23 protein-coding genes and 1 tRNA gene are annotated in these 23,796 nt (G+C 58.3%); 13 read left to right on the forward strand and 11 right to left on the reverse strand.

Annotation, left to right across the window (positions count from 1 at the left end):
- Nucleotides 1–40 precede the first annotated feature (40 nt).
- Together ccmB and ccmA are read right to left on the reverse strand one after the other, a co-directional pair.
- Nucleotides 41–700 (reverse strand): heme exporter protein CcmB, encoded by a 660-nt coding sequence (gene ccmB / locus CLM71_RS16845; RefSeq protein ID WP_105232005.1) that lies wholly within the window; start codon nucleotides 698–700, stop codon nucleotides 41–43.
- Entirely contained in the window at nucleotides 700–1,332 is a 633-nt protein-coding gene (gene ccmA / locus CLM71_RS16850; protein ID WP_105232006.1) for a cytochrome c biogenesis heme-transporting ATPase CcmA, read from the reverse strand. Before ccmA ends, ccmB begins: the two co-directional genes overlap by 1 nt.
- Nucleotides 1,333–1,585: 253 nt before the next feature.
- On the opposite strand from ccmA, the gene CLM71_RS16855 reads away from it, so the two are divergent.
- From CLM71_RS16855 to ypdK, 4 genes are all read left to right on the forward strand, one after another.
- A complete protein-coding gene (locus tag CLM71_RS16855) occupies nucleotides 1,586–2,515 on the forward strand; it encodes a formate/nitrite transporter family protein (protein WP_105232007.1) in 930 nt (309 codons plus the stop codon).
- Nucleotides 2,516–2,629: 114 nt separating this feature from the next.
- A tRNA-Arg gene (locus tag CLM71_RS16860) sits at nucleotides 2,630–2,704 on the forward strand.
- 475 nt (nucleotides 2,705–3,179) lie between these two features.
- Nucleotides 3,180–3,620: a hypothetical protein gene (locus CLM71_RS16865; RefSeq protein ID WP_105232008.1), complete on the forward strand. Its 441-nt coding sequence runs from the start codon at nucleotides 3,180–3,182 to the stop codon at nucleotides 3,618–3,620.
- Nucleotides 3,621–4,146: 526 nt separating this feature from the next.
- The gene (ypdK, locus tag CLM71_RS16870; protein ID WP_370447008.1) at nucleotides 4,147–4,206 is read left to right on the forward strand and encodes a membrane protein YpdK; all 60 of its coding nucleotides are present in this window, start codon (nucleotides 4,147–4,149) and stop codon (nucleotides 4,204–4,206) included.
- Nucleotides 4,207–4,276: 70 nt separating this feature from the next.
- Here the strand turns inward: ypdK and alaC are convergent, their stop codons facing one another.
- Nucleotides 4,277–5,494, reverse strand: a complete 1,218-nt coding sequence (gene alaC / locus CLM71_RS16875; RefSeq protein ID WP_105232009.1) for an alanine transaminase — start codon at nucleotides 5,492–5,494, stop codon at nucleotides 4,277–4,279.
- A 295-nt stretch (nucleotides 5,495–5,789) separates the two neighbouring features.
- On the opposite strand from alaC, the gene CLM71_RS16880 reads away from it, so the two are divergent.
- Complete coding sequence (locus tag CLM71_RS16880; protein WP_105232010.1) at nucleotides 5,790–7,034, forward strand: DUF1479 domain-containing protein; 1,245 nt, start codon at nucleotides 5,790–5,792, stop codon at nucleotides 7,032–7,034.
- A gap of 21 nt (nucleotides 7,035–7,055) precedes the next feature.
- Here the strand turns inward: CLM71_RS16880 and CLM71_RS16885 are convergent, their stop codons facing one another.
- Nucleotides 7,056–7,949: a LysR substrate-binding domain-containing protein gene (locus CLM71_RS16885; protein WP_105232011.1), complete on the reverse strand. Its 894-nt coding sequence runs from the start codon at nucleotides 7,947–7,949 to the stop codon at nucleotides 7,056–7,058.
- A gap of 133 nt (nucleotides 7,950–8,082) precedes the next feature.
- Between CLM71_RS16885 and CLM71_RS16890 the strand changes: the two genes are divergently transcribed.
- The 3 genes from CLM71_RS16890 to CLM71_RS16900 all read left to right on the forward strand — a co-directional run bounded on the left by CLM71_RS16890 (nucleotide 8,083) and on the right by CLM71_RS16900 (nucleotide 12,104).
- On the forward strand, nucleotides 8,083–9,573 hold the full coding sequence (locus tag CLM71_RS16890) for a UbiD family decarboxylase (RefSeq protein WP_105232012.1): 1,491 nt from the start codon (nucleotides 8,083–8,085) through the stop codon (nucleotides 9,571–9,573).
- A 103-nt stretch (nucleotides 9,574–9,676) separates the two neighbouring features.
- Nucleotides 9,677–11,362: a sensor histidine kinase gene (locus CLM71_RS16895; RefSeq protein ID WP_105232013.1), complete on the forward strand. Its 1,686-nt coding sequence runs from the start codon at nucleotides 9,677–9,679 to the stop codon at nucleotides 11,360–11,362.
- 7 nt (nucleotides 11,363–11,369) lie between these two features.
- On the forward strand, nucleotides 11,370–12,104 hold the full coding sequence (locus tag CLM71_RS16900) for a LytTR family DNA-binding domain-containing protein (RefSeq protein WP_105232014.1): 735 nt from the start codon (nucleotides 11,370–11,372) through the stop codon (nucleotides 12,102–12,104).
- Here the strand turns inward: CLM71_RS16900 and CLM71_RS16905 are convergent, their stop codons facing one another.
- Entirely contained in the window at nucleotides 12,105–12,392 is a 288-nt protein-coding gene (locus CLM71_RS16905; RefSeq protein ID WP_105232015.1) for a DUF2502 domain-containing protein, read from the reverse strand.
- A gap of 108 nt (nucleotides 12,393–12,500) precedes the next feature.
- On the reverse strand, nucleotides 12,501–12,635 hold the full coding sequence (locus CLM71_RS24375) for a hypothetical protein (protein ID WP_255414255.1): 135 nt from the start codon (nucleotides 12,633–12,635) through the stop codon (nucleotides 12,501–12,503).
- 143 nt (nucleotides 12,636–12,778) lie between these two features.
- On the opposite strand from CLM71_RS24375, the gene CLM71_RS16910 reads away from it, so the two are divergent.
- Entirely contained in the window at nucleotides 12,779–14,005 is a 1,227-nt protein-coding gene (locus CLM71_RS16910; protein WP_105232016.1) for an OFA family MFS transporter, read from the forward strand.
- A gap of 62 nt (nucleotides 14,006–14,067) precedes the next feature.
- Here the strand turns inward: CLM71_RS16910 and glk are convergent, their stop codons facing one another.
- The 3 genes from glk to CLM71_RS16925 form a co-directional block, all read right to left on the reverse strand.
- Nucleotides 14,068–15,030 (reverse strand): glucokinase, encoded by a 963-nt coding sequence (gene glk, locus CLM71_RS16915; protein WP_105232017.1) that lies wholly within the window; start codon nucleotides 15,028–15,030, stop codon nucleotides 14,068–14,070.
- A gap of 160 nt (nucleotides 15,031–15,190) precedes the next feature.
- Nucleotides 15,191–15,886, reverse strand: a complete 696-nt coding sequence (locus tag CLM71_RS16920; protein WP_105232018.1) for an aspartate/glutamate racemase family protein — start codon at nucleotides 15,884–15,886, stop codon at nucleotides 15,191–15,193.
- A 66-nt stretch (nucleotides 15,887–15,952) separates the two neighbouring features.
- Nucleotides 15,953–16,393: a multidrug/biocide efflux PACE transporter gene (locus tag CLM71_RS16925; RefSeq protein ID WP_105232019.1), complete on the reverse strand. Its 441-nt coding sequence runs from the start codon at nucleotides 16,391–16,393 to the stop codon at nucleotides 15,953–15,955.
- 101 nt (nucleotides 16,394–16,494) lie between these two features.
- Here CLM71_RS16925 and CLM71_RS16930 point away from each other — a divergent pair, with 101 nt between their 5' ends.
- On the forward strand, nucleotides 16,495–17,361 hold the full coding sequence (locus tag CLM71_RS16930) for a LysR family transcriptional regulator (protein WP_105232020.1): 867 nt from the start codon (nucleotides 16,495–16,497) through the stop codon (nucleotides 17,359–17,361).
- Here the strand turns inward: CLM71_RS16930 and CLM71_RS16935 are convergent.
- Nucleotides 17,358–19,019 (reverse strand): alpha-keto acid decarboxylase family protein, encoded by a 1,662-nt coding sequence (locus CLM71_RS16935; RefSeq protein WP_105232021.1) that lies wholly within the window; start codon nucleotides 19,017–19,019, stop codon nucleotides 17,358–17,360. The two genes, CLM71_RS16930 and CLM71_RS16935, sit on opposite strands and share 4 nt — an antisense overlap.
- Before the next feature lie 215 nt (nucleotides 19,020–19,234).
- Here CLM71_RS16935 and CLM71_RS16940 point away from each other — a divergent pair, with 215 nt between their 5' ends.
- Nucleotides 19,235–20,224 (forward strand): aldo/keto reductase, encoded by a 990-nt coding sequence (locus CLM71_RS16940; RefSeq protein ID WP_105232022.1) that lies wholly within the window; start codon nucleotides 19,235–19,237, stop codon nucleotides 20,222–20,224.
- A gap of 209 nt (nucleotides 20,225–20,433) precedes the next feature.
- Nucleotides 20,434–20,895, forward strand: coding sequence for a DUF2502 domain-containing protein (locus CLM71_RS16945; RefSeq protein ID WP_105232023.1), 462 nt, complete (start codon nucleotides 20,434–20,436; stop codon nucleotides 20,893–20,895).
- A 55-nt stretch (nucleotides 20,896–20,950) separates the two neighbouring features.
- Here CLM71_RS16945 and CLM71_RS16950 read toward each other — a convergent pair whose 3' ends face one another.
- On the reverse strand, nucleotides 20,951–22,192 hold the full coding sequence (locus tag CLM71_RS16950; protein WP_105232024.1) for an Nramp family divalent metal transporter: 1,242 nt from the start codon (nucleotides 22,190–22,192) through the stop codon (nucleotides 20,951–20,953).
- A gap of 379 nt (nucleotides 22,193–22,571) precedes the next feature.
- Between CLM71_RS16950 and CLM71_RS16955 the strand changes: the two genes are divergently transcribed.
- A complete protein-coding gene (locus CLM71_RS16955) occupies nucleotides 22,572–23,759 on the forward strand; it encodes a NupC/NupG family nucleoside CNT transporter (protein ID WP_105232025.1) in 1,188 nt (395 codons plus the stop codon).
- Nucleotides 23,760–23,796 lie beyond the last annotated feature (37 nt).

Raw genomic sequence — 23,796 nt, forward strand, 5'->3', positions numbered from 1 at the left:
CCGCTCTTGTCGGCGTTGCCCGGCTCTTCTTATCTGTTAGCTAGTGCACGCTTACCCGCAGCGCAGCGGCGGTGGCAAACGGCGCCAGCGTCACGCTGCCCGCCAGCATCGCGCCGAGTATCGCCAGATAGCCGTCAATCGGCATCCCCATCGCCGCAGCGTCAATCGCGCCGGTGGCGAAGATCAGCACCGGGATATACAGCGGCAGCACCAGCAGGCTCAGCAACACCCCGCCTTTGCGCAGCCCGACGATCAGCCCGACGCCGATGGCGCCGATCAGGCTCAGCGTCGGCGTGCCGAGCAGCAAGGTGGCGGCTACCGCCAGCCAGGTCTGCACGTCCAGCGACAGCAGTAGCGCCACCAGCGGCGACAGCAGCAGCAACGGCAGCCCCGTCACCACCCAGTGAGCACATACTTTGCCTAACACCGCCAACGGCAGCGGGGTTGGCAGCAGCAGCAGCTGTTCCAGCGAGCCGTCAAGAAAGTCGTCGCGGAACAGCCTTTCCAGCGACAGCAGCGACGCCAGCAGCGCCGCCACCCAGATGATGCCCGGCGCGATACGCGCCAGCAGCTGCGGCTCCGGGCCGACGCCCAACGGGAACAGCGTGATAACGATCAGAAAGAACCACAGCGGGTTAACGATTTCCGAGCCTTTGCGAAAGGCGATTTTCAATTCACGCCGCAGCAGGGTTAAAAACATCAGGCCGTCTCCATCCCTGCGTCCGACAAGCTAATTTTCGTCACTGGCCGCTGGCTGCCGGCCAGCTCCTGATGGGTGGTCAACACTACCATACCGCCCTGTTGCGCATGTTGTTCAAAATGGCGAATCAATTCGGCGACGCCCTGTTTATCGATGGCGGTCAGCGGCTCGTCCAGGATCCACAGCGGGCTGTCGCTCAGGTACAGTCGTGCCAACGCGACGCGACGCTGTTGCCCGGCGGACAGCTGCGCCACCGGCAGATCCTCATAGCCGACCAGCCCCACCTGCTCCAACGCCTGCCAGATTGCCTGTCCGTCGCCGCTGCGGGCCGCACGCTGATAGAAGCGCAGATTTTCAAACGGCGTCAGCATCGCATTGATGCCCGGCTGGTGGCCGAGGAACAGCAGCTCGGCATGATAGCGTTCGCGGCTGCGGCGGGTATTCTCGCCCCGCCAGCGCACTTCGCCTTCATCCGGACGCGCCAGACCGGCCAGAATGCGCAGCAGGCTGGTTTTTCCCGCGCCGTTCGGCCCTTCCACCTGCACCATATCGCCCGGACTCACCGAAAAACTCAGCCCGCTAAACAGGGTGCGCTCATCGCGGACACAACTCAGGTTTTTGGCTTCCAGCATCGGCAGGACTCGGCTATTGTTCTTTGGGTGTGCGCATGATAGCACAAGCGATCGGCGGCTCGTAGCCTGCGGCCAGCGCAGAAACTACTCCAATAGGGGTAATATTGCGCACCAGATCAATAATGCGTAGAAAAATGCGCCAACGTTAAACCCTTGTTACTTTTTTCTGCAATTTGACCAACTTATTTCCCTTCCCGCCGCCCCTGCGGCTACGCTTAATAAATAATCTCGGTACGGCTGTCGGAGGATATGCATGGATAATAAGCAACCAGGCGACGCAACAGACAATCAGCAGTCCGAAAGCGATGTCACAGTAGACAGCCAAGAGCGGGAGCAGGGAAAAGCCGCCATTGACGTCAACGCGGAGAACCTGCCCTCCCGCGCTGCGGCGGTGCATGAACAGATCCGTATGGAAGGGGAAAAAGAGCTGGAGCGTGACTGGCTGGCGCTGCTGTGGTCGGCCATCGCCGCCGGGCTGTCGATGGGCGCATCGCTGATGGCCAAAGGCATATTCCACGCCCGCCTGCCCGACGATCCCAGCCGCTTTTTCATTGAGAATATCGGCTATACCTTTGGTTTTGTCATCGTCATTATGGCGCGTCAGCAGCTATTTACCGAAAACACCGTAACGGCGGTGCTGCCGATCATGCACAAGCCCACGCCGAAGAACCTGCTTATTCTGTTGCGACTGTGGGGCGTGGTGCTGTTGGGCAACCTGCTTGGCACCGGGCTGGCGGCGCTGGCTTTTACCCACCTGCCGCTGTTTGACGCCGCCACCCGGCAGGCCTTTGTCTCCCTGGGACAGGAAGTGATGCATAACACCCCGCAGGAGATGTTTGCCAATGGGATCCTCGCCGGCTGGATTATTGCCACTATGGTCTGGATGCTGCCGTCCGCCGGCGGCGCTAAAATCTGGGTGATCGTGCTGATGACCTATCTGGTGGCGCTGTGCGATCTGACCCATATCGTCGTCGGTTCAGTTGAGATCATCTATTTGGTGTGCAACGGCGTCATCGGCTGGCAACAATTTATTTATCCGTTCGCGCTGCCGACACTTGCCGGCAATATCATCGGCGGTACTTTTATCTTTGCGTTAATCAGCCATGCGCAGATTCGCAACGACATCAGCAATCAGGCGAAAGCACAGGCAACACGCGCCGTTGACGGTGATGACAAACGCTGAATTTTCCCCGTTCTGTCGGCCAGCGGCTATCCCCGCTGGCGAGGAAATAAGCAAACGCACCGCTAAGCGCTTATTCTGGGAAGAAAAACGGGTATAATGCCCCGAATCCGGCATGCCCCCGTAGTTAAACGGATATAACAAGCCCCTCCTAAGGGCTAGTTACTGGTTCGATTCCAGTCGGGGGTACCATTTACGGTTGCTCTCTACACTGATAAAGACACATTCCTCCAGCCCAAAACACGCCTCTTTTTACTTTTATTTAAAAATAATCCTTCTCCTTAAATTGGATATATTAAAAGACAAATTCATTGCCTTATATACATGATAGGAGTCAGTAATTATTGACATCCTTTCTAACTTTAGTTTTCCTGTGTAAAATAATTTTATATCTGCGTTAAATCCTAAAATATATTTTTAAAATTAATTTATCTTTAAGACATCACGGGATCTATGTTAAGGATTAGAATAATTTTAAAGTAAACCGTTGCCAATAGATGCGCAGATCATATCAGATGACAAAGGCGTTGCACTTCCGTCGCCATTGCCCGCACGATGCCGGTATCGCGCTACCCATTTCCCCGGAATATCAATCCGTCCCCTTTTCTCCCCCGACTCATGCTACCCTTGCCAGCCATTACCATCATGCCGACAATCAGGAAGCGCTATGTCTAGCCACTATCCGGCCCACTACCACTTTGATGACGAAGACGACTGCTGGCACATCGGCTTTCGCGATTTCCCGGAATTTCAGGCCGCCTGCTATAAACGTGAAGACGTGGAGCTGGAAGCGCAGGACTCACTGCTGACCGCCCTCGCCATTGAGATTGAAGAAGGCCGCGCGGTGCCGCCGCCCTCCGCGAACGATAGCGACGAACTGCAGGTACCGCTGCCTCTGCTGGTACAGCTGAAGGTCGCGCTGCATAACGCCCTGCTGGCAAAACAGATGCCGAAAGCGTTACTGGCGCGCCAGCTGGGCTTTAACGCCGGGCAGATGAACCGCCTGCTGGATATTGCCTATGCCTCGAAAGCCGAAGCGCTGGAACAGGCGCTGTTCTTGCTGGGCTACGAAATCCGGCTCTCGGTGCATACTGGCGATAAGCCATAAAAAATTGTACGCGACCGGACTAAACATTTCCCTGCGGCGGCCGATGAATGGATTATCTCCCTTCACCGGCATGAGAAAAGTTGATCATGGCATGGATACGTCGCCATATCTGGTGCGCAGTGTTACTGGGCTGTCTGTTGTTCTGGTTTGCCGCAGCGGCGGGCATTGCCCTGCTCGAAATGTGATAAACATCGCCCCGTTTCTCCACATCGTGCAGCCGGACGGAAATCGATGAGAAAATAACGGAAAGTGATTAAAAAACAGCCATGAAGTGTGATCAAAAACACAGTATTGAAATAATACAAAGATTGGGAGTACATTGAGCGCCGATCCTGTCGCGTTTCCCGTGTTTTCTTAAACGGATAAAATGCGACGACCGGGATGCTCAAGCTACCAGCAGGCTGTTTTTATGACAAAAAGAACCGGCCAGGCGCGCCGGGCATCCTATAAAATACTCAGCACAACAATCGGGATCGTTGACTTGCGAGCACTCCATGAGGGGAGTTATTAAGTGAAATACTTTTTGATGGGCATTTCATTCATGCTGGTTGCATGGGTTGGTACCTTCATGTATATGGTTTCCTGACGGACCACCAAACCCAGAACGGCAACAAGGGGCGCACCGGCGCCCCTTTGTTATTTCTGCATCTGGCGCGCTATTTGGCCGCCGGCGCGATCAGACCATCAGCGCGGAACATCGCCTTGATGCCCCGTACCGCCTGGCGGATACGGTCCTGATTTTCAATCAGTGCAAAGCGCACGTGATCGTCACCATACTCACCAAAGCCGATACCCGGCGACACGCAGACCTTCGCCTCCGCCAACAGACGTTTGGCGAACTCCAGCGACCCCAGGTGAGCATAAGGCTCGGGGATTTTCGCCCAGACGTACATGGACGCCTTCGGGTTATCCACCATCCAGCCGGCTTCATGCAGGCCTTTCACCAACACGTTGCGACGCTGGCGATACTGCTCGGCGATATCCAGCACGCACTGCTGGTCGCCCTCCAGCGCGGCGATGGCCGCCACCTGCAGCGGCGTAAAGGTGCCGTAATCGTGATAGCTCTTGATGCGCGTCAGCGCGCTGACCAGCTCCGGGTTGCCTACCATAAAGCCGATACGCCAGCCGGCCATGTTGTAGCTTTTCGACAGGGTGAAAAACTCAACCGCGATATCTTTGGCCCCCGGCACCTGCATAATCGACGGCGCCTGCCAGCCGTCATAGACGATATCGGCATAGGCCAGATCATGCACCACCAGCACGTTGTACTGCTTCGCCAGCGCCACCACCCGTTCGAAGAAATCCAGCTCCACGCACTGCGCGGTCGGGTTGGAGGGAAAACCGAGGATCATCATTTTCGGCCGCGGAATGGTTTCACGGATGGCGCGCTCCAACTCACCAAAGAAATCACCGCCTTCCACCAGCGGCACCGAACGCACCTGTGCGCCGGCGATCACCGCGCCGTAAATATGAATCGGGTAGCTTGGGTTCGGCACCAACACGGTATCGCCATGGTCAAGCGTCGCCAGCATCAGATGCGCCAGCCCCTCTTTGGAGCCGATGGTGACGATGGCTTCGCTTTCCGGATCGATATCCACCTGATAGCGCTGCTGATACCAGCGCGAAATCGCCCGGCGCAGGCGCGGAATACCGCGTGAAGTCGAGTAGCCGTGCGTATCTTCACGCTGCGCCACGGTGCAGAGTTTCTCCACAATGTGCGGCGGCGTCGGGCCGTCGGGGTTGCCCATGCTGAAGTCGATAATATCTTCGCCGCGACGGCGTGCGGCCATCTTCAGTTCGGCGGTGATGTTAAACACGTACGGGGGAAGACGTTCAATGCGCGTAAAGCGGCGCGGACTGTGATTATCAGCCATAGATTCCTCGAAGAGACGTAAGCGCCCGGACCGTCCGAGCGACGCTGGCCAGTTTTTGGCCTGTTATCGAACATATCGCAGCAGATTCAGGCTGTCCATCCCCTGAACAATAACTTTTTTCATCACCGCTTTCAGCGCTGACATCTTTCGGATAACAAAAAAGAGGAAGTTTCGAATGAAAGATAACGCTTTATTTATCCCGTTTTAGGCCAGATAATCATTAACGTAAAAAAAACAAAATTATTACTTACCCTCTGTCACCGACGACGCCTACCGGCGAGATAAGGAGCACCTTATGACAGCACTGGTTATCGACGACATCCCCACCGCCATCAGAAACGTTAAACGGCAGTTGCGTCAGACGCTGCCCAACTACCGCGAGGTGTTTCTGGCGCTGGAAGAGAACATCCGCCAACAGGTGGAACAGATTCGCCGCGAGCTGGCCGCCGGCCACAATCCGGTGCCGCAAATCGACGCCGAGGATATTCTGCAACAGCGGGTGAGCGAGCAGCAGAAGGCGCTGATCAGGCAGCGCGGCGCCTGCGCCATTCGCGGCGTGTTTCTACGCGATACCGCCGAAGGCTGGAACCGTGAGATCGGCGATTATCTGACGCGCAACAATTTCGTCGAACGGCTGAAAAACGCCGCCGAAGATAATTACTTCGGCAAGCTGGCCGCCAGCAAGCCGCAGATTTACGGTATCTACTGGTCGAAGCCGCAGGTGGAAGCGCGGCAGGATCGGCGCATGCATGCGGTGCAGGTGTTTATGAACAGCCTGTGGGAAACTGAAAGCAACGGCAAACAGCACTTCGACCCGCAGCGCGTCGCCACCTATGCCGACCGCACCCGCCGCCGTCCGCCCAACTCCTCCTCGCTCGGCCTGTCGCCGCACGTCGACAGCGGCACCATCGAACGCTGGCTGGACGAGAATTTCCGCTATGTCTACCGCCACGTGTTCTCCGGCGACTGGCAACGCTATAATCCTTTCGCCGCCGACGGTCGCACCGAGGTGCGGGAAATCGCCTCGCCGGCGGTCTGCTCGATGTTCCGCACCTTTCAGGGCTGGACCGCGCTGACGCCGCAGCGCACCCATGCCGGCACGCTGAATCTGGTGCCGATTGCCAACGCCATGGCCTATGTACTGCTGCGCGCGCTGCAGGACGACGTGGCCGACGACGACCTGTGCGATGCCGCGCCGGGACGCGCGCTGTCGATTTCGGAAACATGGCATCCCCTTTTACTGCAAGGGATTTCCCCTATTCCAGATCTGGAGCCGGGCGACTGCGTATTCTGGCACTGTGATGTGATCCACGCGGTGGAAAACGAGCACCACGGCGAGTTCGACAGTAACGTGATGTATATCGCCGCCGCGCCGGGCTGTGAAAAGAACGACGCCTATCTGCAGCGTCAGCTGCCCAGCTTCCTGAGCGGCCGCACGCCGCCGGACTTCGCCGCGGACGATTTCGAAGTGGACTTCGTCGGCCGTGGCGGCGAAGAGCTACTGACGCCGCTCGGCAGAGAACAGCTCGGCCTGAAATAACCGCCCGTAGCGCGCCGTACCTCAGTGCGCGGCGCGCTGCCGGACAAAGCGGGCAAAGTCCTTCACCGCCGCCTGCTGAGTGTTCTGCCGATAGGCCAGCGTCAGCGTACTCACCGCCAGCGGATCGTCCAGCGGGTGGTAGCTGATATCCTCACGCCGCGCCAGCGCCTGCGTCTCCGGCACCAGCGCCACGCCCATCCCCAGCGCCACCAGCCCGATGGTCACCGCCACATCACGCGTGGCCTTCAGCGGGTGCGGCGTAAAGCCGGCGCGCCGGCAGGCGTCCAGTACCGACCAGGCCAGCCCGATACCCGGCGGATCGTTCTGGATCAAAAACGGCGCCTGCGCCAGCTGCCGCAGCGACAGCGTTCCGCATCCGCTCAGCGCATGATCCTTTGGCAGCACCGCGATCAACGTCCGTTGCACCACCTGCTGATAAACCAGCCCGGGCAACTGCGGCACCGGCGTACGCACCAGCGCCGCATCAAGATCGCCGTTCTGCAGCAGGGTGAGCTGGCGGTTCACATCATGCTCCTCCATCGCCAGCTCGATGCCCGGCCGCGCCTGACGGTAGTCGCGCATCAGCGTCATCAGTGCCGGATCGTAAATTGCCGATCCGACATATCCCAGCCGGATCGCGCCGTCGGCGCCGCTGCGCAGGCTAGCGGCGGTCTGCAGCAGTCCTTCATAGCGACCTATCGTATCGCGCGCTTTCTCCAGCAACACGCGCCCTTCCGGCGTCAGCGCCACGTGGCGGCGATCGCGTTCAAACAGCCGCAGCCCCAGACGCTGCTCCAACAGCTTGATGTGCTGGCTCAGCGCCGGCTGGGCAATGTGCACATTGGCCGCCGCACGCCCGAAGTGCATCTCTTCGGCCAGCGCAATAAACGAGTACAGCTGACGCATATCGCTCATAAGCCATCCTGTGATAACGAATGATGATTAAAAACAGGCTAAAGCCTATTAGACAGAAATCAATCCTCGCCCGATAGTGGAGAAATAACCACCAATAAATCGCCTTACCCCTACAACCTGACGGACAACGCCAATGACCACGACCACCGAACTACCGCAGGTGCACGACCTGCGTTCCGCCCTGGAGTTGCTGCGCCACATTGATGATGAACTGATCGCCACCGATGAACCGGTCGATCCGATGGCCGAACTGTCCGGCGTTTACCGCTACGTCGGCGCGCACGGCACCGTGATGCGCCCGACGCGCATCGGCCCGGCCATGATGTTCAACCGCATCAAAGGCTATGACGATATGCGGGTGCTGATCGGCCTGCTGGCGTCGCGCAAACGCGTGGCCCACCTGCTGGGCAGTACGCCGGAACGGCTGGCCTGGCTGCTGAAAGACTCGGTGAGCAAGCCGATTGCGCCGGTGGAGATCCCGCGTGAGCAGGCCGCCTGCCAGGAAGTGGTGCACCTGGCCAGCGACCCGGATTTCGACATCCTCAAACTGCTGCCGGCGCCGACCAATACGCCGGACGATGCCGGCCCCTATTTTACGCTGGGCATGTGTTACGCCGCCGATCCGGAAACCGGCGAACATGACGTGACCATTCACCGCCTGTGCGTCCAGGGCAAAGATGAAATTTCGATGTACTTCGTGCCCGGCCGCCACCTTGATACCTTCCGCATGAAGGCCGAAGCGGCAGGCCAGCCGCTGCCGATCTCCATCAGCATCGGCGTTGATCCGGCCATTGAGATCGGCGCCTGTTTTGAGCCGCCCACCACGCCGCTGGGCTTCGACGAGCTGTCGGTGGCCGGCGCGCTGCGCAACCGCCCGGTGGAACTGGCACCGTGCCTGACGGTGGCGGCACGCGCCATCGCCCACGCCGAGGTGGTGATTGAGGGCGAACTGCTGCCGGGCGTGCGGGTGCGCGAAGATCAGCACACCAACAGCGGCAAGGCGATGCCGGAGTTCCCCGGCTATACCGGGGAGGCCAAAGCGGCGTTGCCGGTGATCAAAGTGAAGGCGATCACCCACCGCAAACACCCGATCCTGCAAACCTGCATCGGCGCCAGCGATGAACACACTAATCTGGCCGGCATCCCCACCGAGGCCAGCATTCTGCAGATGGTCGAACGGGCGCTGCCCGGCTTTGTACTGAACGTCCACTGCCCTTCCCCCGGCACCGGCAAATATCTGGCGGTGCTGCAGGTGAAAAAACGCTCGGAAAACGACGAAGGCCGCCAGCGGCAGGCGGCACTGCTGGCATTCGCCGCCTTTTCAGAGCTGAAACACGTCATGCTGGTGGACGAGGACGTCGACCTGTTCGATATGAACGACGTGATGTGGGCAATGACCACCCGCTATCAGGGCGACGTCAGCACGGTGTTTATTCCCGGCGTACGCTGCCACCCGCTGGATCCGTCATCGTCACCGGCCTTCAGTCCGTCCATCCGCGCGGAGGGCATCGCCTGCAAGGCCATTTTTGACTGCACGGTGCCCTACGCGCTGAAGGCGCAGTTCCAGCGCAGCGCCTTTATGGAGGTGGACGTCACGCGCTTTATCCCGGGCTTTAAACGCTGACGGCGAGGACGTGCGTTCCCTGAGCCGGCGCCCGACGCTGTGATATACTGGGCGCCATCTTGTTTCGCCGCAGCGAGTAGCCGTTGTGCACCCTTTTTTTGAAATGCTGTTAGCGGTATTCGATCGTGCCGCGCTGATGTTAATTTGCCTGTTCTTCCTGACGCGCACCCGGCTGTTCCGCCAGCTGCTGCAAAAAGAGGAGCATACGCCACTGGAACTGGCGGCGGTCACCGCCATTTTCTCGCTGTTCGCGCTGTTCAGCACCTATTCCGGCATCAACGTCGAAGGTTCGCTGGTCAACGTGCGGGTGATCGCCATTATGGCCGGCGGCATCCTGTTCGGGCCGTGGGTCGGCGTCGTCACCGGCATTATCGCCGGCGTGCACCGCTATCTGATCGATATCGACGGCATTACCTCGGTGCCCTGTCTGATCACCAGCATCATCGCCGGCATCAGCGCCGCCTATATCAACCTGAAGGTGAAAAAAGAGCGTCGCTGGCGTATCGGCATTCTCGGCGGCATGCTGTGCGAAAGCCTGACCATGCTGCTGATCGTCCTGTGGGCGTCGCCGACCGAGCTGGGGCTGGAGATCGTGGCGCAAATCGCCCTGCCGATGATCCTCGGCACGGTGTGCATCGGCCTGATCGTGCTGCTGGTGCAGAGCGTCGAGGATGAAAAAGAGGTGATCGCCGCACGTCAGGCCAAGCTGGCGCTGGATATCGCCCGTAAAACGCTGCCCTACTTCCGCAACTTCAACAGCGAGTCGCTGACCACCATCTGCGACATTATCCGCCACGATATTCAGGCCGATGCGGTGGCGATGACCGATACCCAAAGCGTGCTGGCCTACGTCGGCGTCGGCGAGGAGCACTATCCGGTCGGGCGGGAAAGCCTCAGCCGGGTGACGCGGGAAAGCATCCGCCACGGCAAAATCATCATCAAGAACAACCATGAAAGCCCCGCCACGCCGCAGATCCACTCGCAGCTGGTGATCCCGCTGTGGGAAAAGGGCGAAGTCAGCGGCACGCTGAAAATCTACTACTGCCACGCACACCAGATCACCAATACCCTGAAGGTGATGGCGGTCGGTCTGTCACAGATTATCTCCACCCAGATGGAGGTGTCCCGCATTGAGCAGTTGCGCCAGATGGCGGACAAAGCCGAAATGCGCGCGCTGCAGAGCAAGATCAACCCGCACTTTCTGTTTAATGCGCTGAACGCCATCTCCTCATCGATCCGCCTCAAACCGGACACCGCGCGCCAGCTGATTATCAACCTGTCGCGTTACCTGCGTTACAACCTGGAACTGAACGATGAGCTGATTGATATCCGTAAGGAGCTGCATCAGGTACAAGACTATATCGCCATTGAACAGGCGCGCTTCGGCGACAAACTGACGGTGATATACGATATCGACGACGATATCGCGCTGCGCATTCCCAGCCTGCTGATCCAGCCGCTGGTGGAAAACGCCATCGTGCACGGCATTCAGCCCTGCCGCGGCAAAGGTGTGGTGGTGATTGCGGTCAAGGACCACGGTGAGCGCATTCGGATTTCGGTGCAAGACACCGGCCACGGCATCAGCCAGGCGGTGATCGACCGCGTGGCGCGCAACGAAATGCCGGGCAACCATATCGGCCTGCTCAATGTGCACCACCGCGTCTCGCTGCTGTACGGCGCCGGGCTGAAGATTCGCCGTCTGGAGCCAGGCACCGAAATTGCGTTTTATATCACTAAAGACGGCGGCAAACGGCGCCCGGCCGCCGAACAGCCGGCAGAAGAAGCGTGAGGAAAGTATGAAAGCCATCATTGTTGAAGATGAGTTTTTGGCGCAGGAAGAGCTGAGCTACCTGATCAAACAGCACAGCAACATCACCATCGAGGCCACCTTCGATGACGGGCTGGACGTGCTGAAATACCTGCAAAATCATCAGGTGGACGCCATCTTCCTCGATATTAATATCCCGTCTCTCGACGGTGTGCTGCTGGCGCAGAACATCAGCAAGTTCGCCCACCGGCCGGCGATTATCTTTATTACCGCCTATAAAGAGCACGCGGTGGAAGCCTTTGAGATCGAAGCCTTCGACTATATTCTCAAGCCGTACCACGAGGCGCGTATCGTCACCATGCTGCAAAAGCTGGAGGCGCTGCACCAGCGTTCGCTGAACCAGCCCGAACAGCAGCAGCCGGCCGGGCGCGGCGGCCACAGCATTAACCTGATAAAAAACGATCGCATCATCGTTACCGACATCAACGATATTTACTATGCGGCGGCCGATGAGAAGGTGACGCGGGTGTACACCCGCCGTGAAGAGTTTGTGATGCCGATGAATATCAGCGAGTTTTACGCCCGGCTGCCGGAAGAGCATTTCTTCCGCTGCCACCGCTCCTACTGCGTCAACCTGGCGAAAATCCGCGAAATCGTGCCCTGGTTCAATAACACCTATATTCTGCGGCTGAGCGACCTGGAGTTTGAGGTGCCGGTCAGCCGCAGCAAGGTCAAGGCGTTCCGCCAGCTGATGCGTCTGTAATTAGCCGCGGTGATGGTGATCGTGGTGGTGATGCCATTCCCGCTGACGGAAATCCGCCCGGTGCGGCGGACGGTCGTGCCCGCGGTAGTGGCGCGGCGGCCGGTAATCGCGGTGATGTGCACGCCACCAGCGCGCCTCGCGCCAGCGGTGGCCATCCCAGTAGTGGCCGCGGTGGTCACGGTCGCCGACGCGCCATGCGCTGTCCGGGGTGACGTTAATAAAAATTCCGGCCTGGCTCACCAGCGGCAGCGCCAGTAGCGCCGCCAATAATAGTGCTCTTTTTTTCATACTATGGCTCCTGCATTAACGGATCGAATCCGCCTGCCGTTACCCTAATACCACACCCGCAGCCGCTCCATCAGACAAACGCCGGTTTACCTCATCCGCACAGAACCTTCACAATTCCCCCACAATCCTTCCCCGCCGTCCGGCAATAAATCGTTGATAATTTTGATTTAGATCACATGTCCAGGGGCGCATTTCACGACGTTTTTGCGCCAAAAACGGCAACTCATGCAGCGCCTGATGCATTTCATTCCTCGGCAGAGGCAACTCATGCCCAATCCGCCGCCGGCCGCCACCCCGGCCATATAATATCCCCATACTGCGGAGCCGATTTGCTCCGCGCATTTACACCACGGGTAACGCACACTTACATACAGGAGAAACCGGCCATGAGAACAAAACCGGTAAATCGCAGCCTTATCGTTCTGGGCACCATCATCTGTCAGATGGGCCTGGGAACTATCTATACCTGGAGCCTGTTTAACCAGCCGCTGGTGGATAAATTCCACTGGGGCCTGGCGGATGTCGCCACCACGTTCTCCATCACCAGTTTCTTCCTGGCGTTTTCCACTCTGTTCGCCGGCAAATTGCAGGAACGCTTCGGCATCCGCAACCTGACGCTGGCCGCCGGCGTGCTGGTCGGGCTGGGGCTGATCGCCAGCGCCCACGCCAGCTCGCTGGATATGATTTATCTGCTGGCCGGCGTGGTGGTCGGTTTCGCCGTCGGCATCGCCTATATCTCCACCCTGTCCAACCTGATCAAGTGGTTCCCGGCCAACAAAGGGCTGATTTCCGGCATCTCCGTCGGCGCCTTCGGCAGCGGCAGCCTGCTGTTCAAATACGTTAACGCCGCGCTGATTGCCAATGCGGGCGTCTCCGCCGCCTTCTTCTACTGGGGCGTTATCGTGATGGCGTTAATCGTCTTCGGTTCGCTGCTGCTAAAAGAGCCGGCCGCCGCAGCCTCCAGCGCAGCGGCGCAAGGTGGCCGGAGCGTTAACTACAGCGTGCGCCAAATGCTGGCGACCAAAGAAGCCTACCTGCTGTTTGCCATTTTCTTCTCCGCCTGCATGAGCGGCCTGTACCTGATCGGCATCGTCAAGGATATGGGGGTGCAGCTGGCCGGAATGGACGTTGCCACCGCCGCCAACACCGTCTCCGCCGTGGCGATTTTCAACACCGCCGGCCGTATTATTCTCGGCACCCTGTCGGATAAAGTCGGCCGGATGCGCGTCATCAGCTTTACCATGCTGGTCACCGTGCTGGCGATCGTCGCCCTGAGCGCCTTTACCCTCAGCCACAGCCTGTTCTTCCTGTGCGTCGGCGCCGTCGCCTTCTGCTTCGGCGGCAATATCACCGTATTCCCGGCGATTGTCGGCGACTTCTTCGGCCTGAAAAACCACAGCAAAAACTACGGCATCATCTACCAGGGCTTCGGACTGGGCGCGTTGGCCGGCTCGTTTATCGCCAAATACTTCGGCGGCTTCCACACCACCTTTATGGTGATTGGCGTCCTGTCGCTGCTGTCCCTGCTGATTACCCTGTTTATCAAAACGCCGCAGCCGGCCATCAGGGCCGAACAGAACGAACACCAGCCGGCGGATCTGGTCAAAGCCTGATATCCGGCCAACAAAAAGGGGCGCAGCCATTAAGCTGCGCCCCTTTTTTCATGTCCGTACCGTTACAGCTCAATCCCCAGCGTCTGTCGCAGGTGGGCGCCGGCGCCCAGCAGGCCCGGCTGCGCATGGGTAATCATAAACACCGGGATCTCCTGCACGTAATCCTTAAAGCGCCCCTTGTCTTCAAACGCCGCGCGGAAGCCGGAAGCTTTAAAGAATTCCATAAAGCGCGGCACGATGCCGCCGGCGATATAAACGCCGCCGAAAGTGCCCAGCGTCAGCGCCAGGTTGCCGCCGAAACGCCCCAGAATCACGCAAAACAGCGACAGCGCACGTCGGCAGTCGATACAGCTGTCGGCCAGCGCGCGTTCGGTAATATCTTTCGGCGCCAGGTTCTCCGGCAGCCGGCCGTCAGATTTGACAATCGCCCGGTACAGGTTGACCAGCCCCGGCCCGGACAGCACGCGCTCCGCCGAAACATGGCCCATCTCCGCCCGCAGCGTTTCCAGAATGATGTCTTCTTCTTCGCTGTTGGGTGCGAAGTCTACGTGGCCGCCTTCGCCCGGCAGGCTTACCCACTGGCGATTGACGTGGATCAGATGCGCCACCCCCAGCCCGGTGCCGGCGCCGTAAACGGCAATCGGTTTATCCTGCTGCGCCTGACCGCCGCCGAACTGCAGCACGTCGGCATCCGTCAGCATCGGAATCGCCATCGACACCGCGGTGAAGTCGTTGATGACTTCCAGGTGCGCCAGTCCCAGGTTCGCCTTCATCTGTCTGATCGAAAATGCCCAGGAATGATTGGTCATCGCCACCCAGTCTTCCGTTACCGGACAGGCGATGGCGATACAGGCGTCCTGCACCTCCAGCTGATGCTCCTGCAGATATTGGCGGATCACCGCTTCCAGGCTGTCAAACTCCAGGCCTGAGTAGGTTTTCGCCTGGCTGATTTCACCCGTCTCTTGCGAGCAAAGCGCCAGGCGGGCATTGGTGCCGCCAACGTCACCTACGAGGGCATATGTCATCGATGTTTTCTCCGCAAAAAAGTAAATAAACGGCAGGCAGCCAACACTGTAAAACCCCGTCGGGAAAACAACAATCGCTGCCCGCGGCACGGCGGCTCAATAGTAACATAGATCACAAAAATCGTTTCGGCCGACCATCACGGCGTGCAAAACATGCCCTCTAACGCGCCAGGATATACTCCGCCGCCGCACGCGCATGAATCGCCGTGGTATCGAATACCGGTACCGAAGCATCCTGCGGGCCGACCAACAGGCCGATTTCCGTACAGCCGAAAATAATCCCCTGCGCGCCTTGCTGTTCCAGATCGCTGATAATGCGCCGATACTCCTCGCGCGAAGCGACATGAATGTGGCCCAGACACAGCTCCTCATAGATTATACGGTGCACGCTGTCGCGATCCGCCGCCACCGGCGTCACCACTTCGATGCCGAATTTATCCTGCAACCGCCCGCGATAAAAATCCTGCTCCATGGTAAAGCGCGTACCCAGCAGCCCGACGCGGCGGATATTTTGCTGGCGTACCTGCTGCGCCGTGGCATCGGCGATATGAATCAGCGGCAGGCCGCTGGCCTGCTCCACCACATCCGCCACTTTGTGCATGGTGTTGGTGCAAATCGCTATCGCTTCGGCGCCCGCCGCACGCAGCGCCGTCGCCGCCTGAGCCAGCAATCGTCCGGCACCTTCCCAGTCGCCGCGATGCTGCAGCTGCTCGACTTCATGGAAATCAACGCTATACAGCACGATTTTCGCCGAATGCAAACCGCCCAGCTGCGTTTTCACCTGTTCGTTGATCATACGGTAATAAGGGATGGTGGATTCCCAGCTCATCCCGCCCAATAATCCCAGCACTTTCATCATCGCCCCCGGAGTACGTTACGGATAATAGCGACCTTACCTGAGCTATCGTCGCTTGACGACCGGTTATTTTACCGCCAGCCGAGCCGCGATCCAGCGCTGGCGCAGCGCGTCATAGGCCCAGTTATACAATACGGTATACGGCAGGAAGAACAGGAAAAAGCCCAGTTCCAGCATAAAAGCCTGCACCAGCGTCAGGTTCAGCATAAAGGCGGCAATCGGTACGCCAATCAGAATAAAGCCGGCCTCAAAGCCGGCCGCGTGCAGCATCCGCACTTTCAGGTTGCGTACTACCCGGCTCACCGGCCACAGGCGATCAAACCCCGCGTTGTAAACGATGTTCCACAGCATGGCAACGCTGGAAAGCATGACCGCCAAAGCACCGACCTGCGCCATGGAACGGCCCAGGATCCACGAACCAATCGGTGCGCAGATCATGACGGCGATCGCTTCAAACCCCACCGCGTGGACGATACGTTCACTAAAAGACTTGTTTTGCAGTTGCATAACTCACCTGTTTTTTTACTCATGGTTGGAAAAGTGAGGTGATTATCATCGCTTTTTTGCGTAGATTAAAAATAGGTTCCATCGATAAAGTAGATACATCTATGCGCTACTCACCCGAAGCCTTATTGGCATTTGTTGAAGCCGCGGCGCTCGGTTCATTTTCCGCCGCCGCCCGCAAGCTGAAGAAAAGTCAGTCGACCATCAGCACCGCTATCGCCAATCTGGAGGCGGATCTCGACTTAACCCTGTTCGACCGACAGTCGCGTCAGCCGACGCTGACCGTCGCCGGCCATAAAGTGCTGGGACACGTACAGGAGATTCTGGCCGCCAGCGAACGGCTGGACGCCCTGAGCATCCGCCTGGCGGACAAGATAGAACCACGGCTGACCATCGTTTTTTCTGATACTTATCAGCCGAGTTATCATGAAAACCTGATGGCGCAGTTTGAACAGCGCTATCAGGATATTGAGCTGGAATGCATGGTTGGCGAAGGGGAGGACGTGCTGGACTTACTGCAGAGCGGCCGCGCCCATCTGGGGATGCTGGCGGTGCAGCCGGACTACCCGTCCGATATCGCGGCGGCGCGGCTGCCGGAGCGCACCGAAATGGGCATTTTCGTCTCTCGTCAGCATCCGCTGGCCAGCGTCGTCCATCCCACACAGGAGCAGCTCGCCAGCGCCCGGCAGCTGTATCTCAACAGCTATATCAACAACCGAAACAAGCCGCAGGGACGCGTCTGGTCGGCCCCCAGCTATCTGATGCTGCTGGAGATGGCGGAACAGGGATTTGGCTGGGCGATTCTGCCGCACTGGCTGGTAAAGCAATACGACCACGGCCACCTGACCGAATTGCAGCCACGCGGCTGGCCGATGCTGATCTCCGTAGATGCGGCCTGGTCAAAACTGACCCCGCCGGGGCCGGCGGGGTTCTGGCTGCTGGAGCATCTGCTGAAAGGGTCTTCAGGCTAGGCAGCATCATTGCGTAATTGAATCGCCTGCGAGATGCTGTTCAGCAATTCCGGCACATCCATCGGCGGCAGCAGCACCTCAATCAACGCCAGCCGCCCGCTGTTGCCGGCCGTCTGCAGCGCGCTCTGCAGCTGCTGCGGCGTACTGACCCGCCGCACCGTGCTGGCCGTTGCCGACCCTAACGCCTGCGGCAGCGCGCACCAGTCCCAGGTGGCGATATCGTTATAGCGCTGCTGCGGCCCGTGGATGGCGCGTTCGACGGTATAGCCACCATTATTCAGCAGCAAAATCACCGGTTTGAGATCGTCACGCAGTAGCGATCCCAACTCCTGGATCGTCAGCTGCGCGGCGCCATCGCCGATCAGCAGCACCACCCGACGATCCGGCTGCGCCGTCTGCACGCCAAACGCCGCCGGCAGGGTGTAGCCGATCGACCCCCACAGCGGCTGATTGATAAACAGGCAACCCTGCGGCAGGCTAAGCGCCGCCGCGCCAAAACAGGCGGTGCCCTGATCGGCAATGATCGCGTCACCGGGTTGCAAAAATGCCTGCAGTTGACGCCAAAGTGCGTGCTGATCCAGTTTATCGCCCTCAGCGGCGGGTAATTCCGGGCGACTCACGGCCAGCGGCGGCCACTGCCCATTCAGCGACATCGTCAGCTGATGCAGCGCCTGTACCGCATCATGCATCGCCAGCGGGCTGAAGGTCTGCTGACCGACGCAGGCGGCGAACGGCTGGATATCGATACATTTTTCCGGCGTTAACCGCTGGCTGAAACCGGCGGTGATGGTGTCGGTCAAGCGCACGCCGACCAGTATGGTCGCATCCGCCTCTTCCACTCGCTGCCTGACCAGCGGATCGCTGGCCGCGCCGCTGTAGGTGCCGATAAATCCGGCATGGGTTTCATCCAGCACGCTTTTGCCCATCAGCAAGGTTGCGTGCGGCAAAGGGACTTCATTCATCCACTGCGCCAACGCCTGCCTTACGCCAAAGCGCTCGGCGAGAAAATCCGCCACCAGCGTGACGTGGCGCGCCGGCTGCAGGAGTTCGCGCGCGGCGGCGATAAACCCGGCCAGCGCCTCCGGCGCCGAATGAAACGCCGGTAACCTCAGCGGCGATAGCGGCGGCGTCAGCGGTGCCTGCGCCACGTCGCCCGGCAGCAGCAGATAAACCGGTCGCCGTTCGGTTAATGCCACGCTCAGCAGGCGGTCAATTTCCGCCTTGGCGTTGTCCAGCGTCAGGCTGGCCTGCGCCGCCGTCACCTCTTGCGCCATGCGCGCAAAGTGGCCGAAGTCACCGTCTCCCAGCGTATGGTGCAGCATCTCTCCGGCACGCTGGGCGCGCAGCATCGGCGCCCCCACCAGGTGAATGACCGGCAGATACTCGGCATAGCTGCCCGCAATGCCGTTGACGGCGCTCAACTCCCCCACGCCGTAAGTAGTCAGCAACGCCGCGGCCGGCTGACAACGCGCATAGCCATCGGCCGCGTAGGCGGCGTTCAGCTCATTGGCGCAGCCTACCCAGCGGATTTGCGGGTGATCGATCACATGATCCAGAAAATGCAGGTTGTAATCGCCCGGCACGCCAAAAAGATGGCGGATGCCTATCTGCGCCAGACGATCGAGAAGATAATCAGCTACCGTGTAGTGGGCGTTCATAAGCGTCACCTGTCTGACTGCGGTATGTACCGTTAAGTATTGACGACAGGGCGCAGATTACGAGCAAAAAAGAGGCGGGCCAAGCTTCACCGCATCGCATGCCGAGAAACCGCCGGCTTCCGTCAGTTGAAAGATTAATGTACGCAGCGCCTTTTAATGAAAGCGTATACACTAAAAATCTTCTTTCTGACTATCGGCGATTCTTGAGTATGAATATGTCTTATCAGGCGGACGATTCCCGTTATCAACATATGCACTACCAGCGCTGCGGGCGCAGCGGCCTGCAGTTGCCGGCCATTGCGCTGGGCCTGTGGCACAACTTCGGTGAAGTATCCTCGCTGGATAACGCGCGCCGGCTGGTGCAGCACGCTTTCAACCTGGGGATTACCCATTTCGATCTGGCCAACAACTATGGCCCGCCGCCCGGCGCCGCCGAAGAAAGTTTTGGCCGTATGCTGCAAAGCGATCTGCGGCCATACCGCGATGAGCTGATTATTTCGACCAAGGCCGGCTATACCATGTGGCCTGGCCCTTACGGCGACTGGGGATCCAAAAAGTATCTGGTCGCCAGCCTTGACCAGAGCCTGCGCCGCCTGGGGCTGGAGTACGTCGATATCTTTTATCACCACCGGCCGGATCCGCATACGCCGCTGGAAGAAACCATGGCGGCGCTGGATTTGCTGGTGCGTCAGGGCAAGGCGCTGTATATCGGCCTGTCGAACTATCCGGCACAGCGCGCCAGCGAAGCGTTCGCTATCCTGCAGCGGTTGGGCACGCCCTGCCTGATCCATCAGCCGAAATACTCCCTGTTTGAACGCGATGCAGAGACGCAATTGCTTGATACCCTGCAGCAACACGGCGTCGGCTGCATCGCCTTTTCCCCCCTCGCGGGCGGCATACTGACCGATCGCTATCTGCAGGGGATTCCGCAAGATTCGCGCGCCGCCAGCGGCAGCCAGTTCCTGCGCCCGGAGCAGCTGACTGATGAACGGTTAGACAAAGTGCGCCGCCTGAATCAGCTTGCGCTGCAACGAGGACAGAAGCTGTCGCAGATGGCGCTGGCCTGGGTGCTGCGGCATCAAGCCGTCACGTCGGTGCTGATTGGCGCCAGTAAAACGACGCAGATAGAGGATGCGGTCGGCATGCTGGCGCATCGCGACTTTAGTCAGGAAGAGCTGGCGCTAATCGAACAGATATTAATGTAATCGGTTACAACCATATCGGTTTCAGACGAGGACAGGCAAGCATTCACAGAAAAATCTTAATTTACCTTGGGTTAGATTCTTTTCGGATTCTCCCTCAAAGGTTTGACATCGTGATGCCGTTACCCTGCTACGGCACAAAAGTATAAGGACGGTTTATAGGCAACATATAAATTATGCCGCCTATGAACCGCCGATAATAAGGAGAAAGCATGTTCAAACCTCTGCTACTGGCCGCCGTTTTCGTGGCCGCGACCGTTCCCCTGGCGCCGCAGGCGCAGGCGGACGGCTTGAATATCGATTTACTACCCGGCGTTTCTCTGCGTATCGGCGATCAGGACCGACGCGGCAACTATTGGGACGGCTATGACTGGCGCGATCGCGACTGGTGGGAGAGCCATCGCGGCCGCGGACTGGGCGAGCGCAGCCGGCGCGGCTACTACTGGGATGGTTATCGCTGGCGCGACCACGATTACTGGCGCAAACATTACTACTACCATGACGGACGCTATCGTAAATACGATAAGCACGAGTACAAAAGGTACAAGAAATACCAGAAAGAGCGCGAAAAAGAGTACAGGAAGTACCAAAAGGAACGTGATAAAGAATATAAAAAATACCAGAAAGAACGCTACAAAGAGTATAAGCACCACCATCATCACCACGATGACTGATAGCAAACAGGGCGCGAATTCGCGCCCTGTTGTGTTTTGCGGCCGGCGTCGCCGGTTAGAACAGACTGCTCAGCAACAAATAGCCGTTTAACCCCACCACGATGGCAACAATCAGCCAGCCAATGTTCTGAACGACGCGTCCGTTGACCATCTCCCCCATCAGCTCGCGGTTGCCGGTAAACTTCAGCAGCGGCACCAGCGCCAGCGCGATGCCGAAACTCAGCAGCACCTGGCTCATCACCAGAATATGCGTGGCGTCCATCCCCAGCATGATAACCACAAAAGACGGCAGCATGGTCACTACCCGGCGCACCCACAGCGGGATATAGAAGCGGACAAAGCCCTGCATCACCACCTGCCCCGCCAGCGTCCCCACCACGGTAGATGAGAGGCCGGCCGCCACCAGACTCAGGCCGAATACCGTGGCCGCCGCGTGCCCCAGCAGCGGCTGCAGCGTCAGGTAAGCCTGGTCAAGATCGGCAATGCCGCTGTGGCCGCTAAAATGGAAGGCCGCCGCGGCGGTGGCCATCATCGCCAGATTAACGAAGCCGGCAATGGTCATCGCCAGCGCCACGTCGACCTTGGTCGAAGCATAGCGCTGCGCCTTGGAACTGTTGCCGGCGGTCTGCGTCAGCGACGAATGCAGATAAATCACGTGCGGCATGATAGTAGCGCCGAGCACACCGGCGGCCAGGAATACCGCATCACCATTAGGCAGATCCGGTATCGCCATGCCTTTAACCAGCCCGCTCAGCTGCGGCTGCGAGAACACCAGCTCGACAATATAGGCCGCGGCAACGAACAGCAGCAACCCGCCGATCACCAGCTCCAACGGCTTTTGCCCGCGTTTTTGCAGCATCAGAATCAGGAAAGTAGCAATACCGGTCAGGATCGCCCCTTCCAGCAGAGTCACGCCCAACAGCAGCTTAAAGCCTATCGCCGCACCGATAAACTCGGCCAGGTCGGTCGCCATGGCGATAATTTCCGCCTGCACCCAATAGGCCCATACTGCCGGGCGCGGCAGGCGATCGCGAATATGCTCAGCCAGATTCTTGCCGGTGGCGATCCCCAGTTTGGCGGACAAAAGCTGGATCAGCATCGCCATTACGTTAGCCCACACCACCACCCACAGCAGCTTATAGCCGAAGGAAGCGCCAGACTGGATATTGGTGGCGAAGTTGCCGGGGTCGATATAGCCGATGGCGGCGATAAATGCCGGCCCCATCAGAGAAAGTTTAATCTTTCTGGACGGGCGGTCGGTAGATGTAGAGGTGTTAACCGCGCGACTGTTCAGCATATCGTGAAACCCTTACTATTATTAAGCTAACCATCATCCTACCAAGATGATAATAATTATCAATCGCATTTAATGCGGTAATGCTTATCTCTGTGATAGACAGCAACGAAGGTTGAAGAACAGATCGCAGCAAATTCAAACGTTTTGTACTCAACGGAACAGCACAGATGCAGGACGAAATATGCCTAATACTCAAATTAACATAAAATCCCCATCAATGCGCAAAATTATTAACATGTTGATTTTTGGCGATTTATCATGCTGATTTGAGAAAAATCCCAGTGTTATTTCCCATATTTGTAATTGAAGTCTCGTTTTTAAACGTAGCGTTACATAGAATGACAACCGAAATTCAGCCTGCCTCAAGTTTGGAGCACACATGTCCCATATTGCGCACTTTGCGTTAGCGTTAGTGGTGGTGGCGATTCTGGCGCTGTTGGTCTGCCGCGATCGCAAAAGCATCCGCATTCGCTATGTTATTCAATTATTGGTTATTGAAGTGTTACTGGCCTACTTCTTCCTGCATTCGGAAGCGGGATTGGGCTTTGTAAAAGGATTCGCCGCGCTGTTTGATAAGCTGCTCGGATTTGCAGGACAAGGGACTGAGTTTGTATTCGGCGGCATGGGTGATAAAGGCCTGGCGTTCTTCTTCCTGAAGGTGCTGTGCCCGATCGTCTTTATCTCCGCGCTGATCGGTATTCTGCAATATATTAAAGTGCTGCCGGTTGTGATCCGCATCATCGGCACCGTGCTGTCGAAGGTGAACGGGATGGGCAAGCTCGAATCGTTCAACGCCGTCAGCTCGCTGATCCTCGGCCAGTCCGAAAACTTTATCGCCTATAAAGATATTCTCGGCAAGATGTCGGAAAAACGCATGTACACCATGGCGGCGACCGCCATGTCGACGGTGTCCATGTCGATCGTCGGCGCCTATATGTCGATGCTGGATGCAAAATTTGTGGTGGCAGCGCTGGTGCTCAACATGTTCAGCACCTTTATCGTGCTGTCTCTGATCAACCCGTACGACACCAGCCAGGAAGAAGAGCTGCATCTGGGCAACCTGCACGAAGGCCAGAGTTTCTTTGAAATGCTGGGGGAATATATTCTGGCAGGCTTTAAAGTGGCGATTATCGTCGCCGCGATGCTGATCGGCTTTATCGCGCTGATCGCCGCCGTCAACGCCCTGTTCAGCGCCCTGTTCGGCCTGAGCTTCCAGGAGCTCCTCGGCTACTTCTTCTATCCGTTCGCCTGGATTATGGGTATTCCCAAGCATGAAGCGCTGCAGGTCGGCAGTATTATGGCGACCAAGCTGGTTTCCAATGAGTTCGTCGCGATGATGGAACTGCAGAAAATCAGCGCCGAACTGACGCCGCGCAGCCAAGGGATGCTGTCGGTATTCCTGGTGTCGTTTGCCAACTTCTCCTCCATCGGCATCGTCGCCGGGGCGATTAAAGGCCTGAACGAACATCAGGGCAACGTGGTTTCCCGCTTCGGCCTGAAGCTGGTTTACGGCTCTACGCTGGTCAGCATTCTGTCCGCCTCTATCGCCGGCCTGGTGCTGGGGTAAACGCCGCACTGCGGTTAAGAAAGGTCGCTACGGCGGC

Origin of the sequence: Serratia sp. MYb239 (genome assembly GCF_002966855.1) — a bacterium.
Lineage (GTDB): Bacteria > Pseudomonadota > Gammaproteobacteria > Enterobacterales > Enterobacteriaceae > Serratia_B > Serratia_B rhizosphaerae.

What these genes read in the sequence shown, in the direction of transcription:
- alaC (WP_105232009.1), bottom strand. Translation starts at nt 5,494, where the DNA reads ATGGCTGATAATCACAGTCCGCGCCGCTTTACGCGCATTGAACGTCTT.
- CLM71_RS16885 (WP_105232011.1), bottom strand. Translation starts at nt 7,949, where the DNA reads ATGAGCGATATGCGTCAGCTGTACTCGTTTATTGCGCTGGCCGAAGAG.
- CLM71_RS16955 (WP_105232025.1), top strand. Translation starts at nt 22,572, where the DNA reads ATGTCCCATATTGCGCACTTTGCGTTAGCGTTAGTGGTGGTGGCGATT.
- CLM71_RS16935 (WP_105232021.1), bottom strand. Translation starts at nt 19,019, where the DNA reads ATGAACGCCCACTACACGGTAGCTGATTATCTTCTCGATCGTCTGGCG.
- CLM71_RS16855 (WP_105232007.1), top strand. Translation starts at nt 1,586, where the DNA reads ATGGATAATAAGCAACCAGGCGACGCAACAGACAATCAGCAGTCCGAA.
- CLM71_RS16920 (WP_105232018.1), bottom strand. Translation starts at nt 15,886, where the DNA reads ATGAAAGTGCTGGGATTATTGGGCGGGATGAGCTGGGAATCCACCATC.
- ccmA (WP_105232006.1), bottom strand. Translation starts at nt 1,332, where the DNA reads ATGCTGGAAGCCAAAAACCTGAGTTGTGTCCGCGATGAGCGCACCCTG.
- CLM71_RS16925 (WP_105232019.1), bottom strand. Translation starts at nt 16,393, where the DNA reads ATGCAACTGCAAAACAAGTCTTTTAGTGAACGTATCGTCCACGCGGTG.
- CLM71_RS16940 (WP_105232022.1), top strand. Translation starts at nt 19,235, where the DNA reads ATGTCTTATCAGGCGGACGATTCCCGTTATCAACATATGCACTACCAG.
- CLM71_RS16910 (WP_105232016.1), top strand. Translation starts at nt 12,779, where the DNA reads ATGAGAACAAAACCGGTAAATCGCAGCCTTATCGTTCTGGGCACCATC.
- CLM71_RS16900 (WP_105232014.1), top strand. Translation starts at nt 11,370, where the DNA reads ATGAAAGCCATCATTGTTGAAGATGAGTTTTTGGCGCAGGAAGAGCTG.
- CLM71_RS16890 (WP_105232012.1), top strand. Translation starts at nt 8,083, where the DNA reads ATGACCACGACCACCGAACTACCGCAGGTGCACGACCTGCGTTCCGCC.
- CLM71_RS16945 (WP_105232023.1), top strand. Translation starts at nt 20,434, where the DNA reads ATGTTCAAACCTCTGCTACTGGCCGCCGTTTTCGTGGCCGCGACCGTT.
- CLM71_RS16880 (WP_105232010.1), top strand. Translation starts at nt 5,790, where the DNA reads ATGACAGCACTGGTTATCGACGACATCCCCACCGCCATCAGAAACGTT.
- CLM71_RS16895 (WP_105232013.1), top strand. Translation starts at nt 9,677, where the DNA reads ATGCTGTTAGCGGTATTCGATCGTGCCGCGCTGATGTTAATTTGCCTG.
- CLM71_RS16905 (WP_105232015.1), bottom strand. Translation starts at nt 12,392, where the DNA reads ATGAAAAAAAGAGCACTATTATTGGCGGCGCTACTGGCGCTGCCGCTG.
- ccmB (WP_105232005.1), bottom strand. Translation starts at nt 700, where the DNA reads ATGTTTTTAACCCTGCTGCGGCGTGAATTGAAAATCGCCTTTCGCAAA.
- glk (WP_105232017.1), bottom strand. Translation starts at nt 15,030, where the DNA reads ATGACATATGCCCTCGTAGGTGACGTTGGCGGCACCAATGCCCGCCTG.
- CLM71_RS24375 (WP_255414255.1), bottom strand. Translation starts at nt 12,635, where the DNA reads ATGCATCAGGCGCTGCATGAGTTGCCGTTTTTGGCGCAAAAACGTCGT.
- CLM71_RS16950 (WP_105232024.1), bottom strand. Translation starts at nt 22,192, where the DNA reads ATGCTGAACAGTCGCGCGGTTAACACCTCTACATCTACCGACCGCCCG.
- CLM71_RS16865 (WP_105232008.1), top strand. Translation starts at nt 3,180, where the DNA reads ATGTCTAGCCACTATCCGGCCCACTACCACTTTGATGACGAAGACGAC.
- CLM71_RS16930 (WP_105232020.1), top strand. Translation starts at nt 16,495, where the DNA reads ATGCGCTACTCACCCGAAGCCTTATTGGCATTTGTTGAAGCCGCGGCG.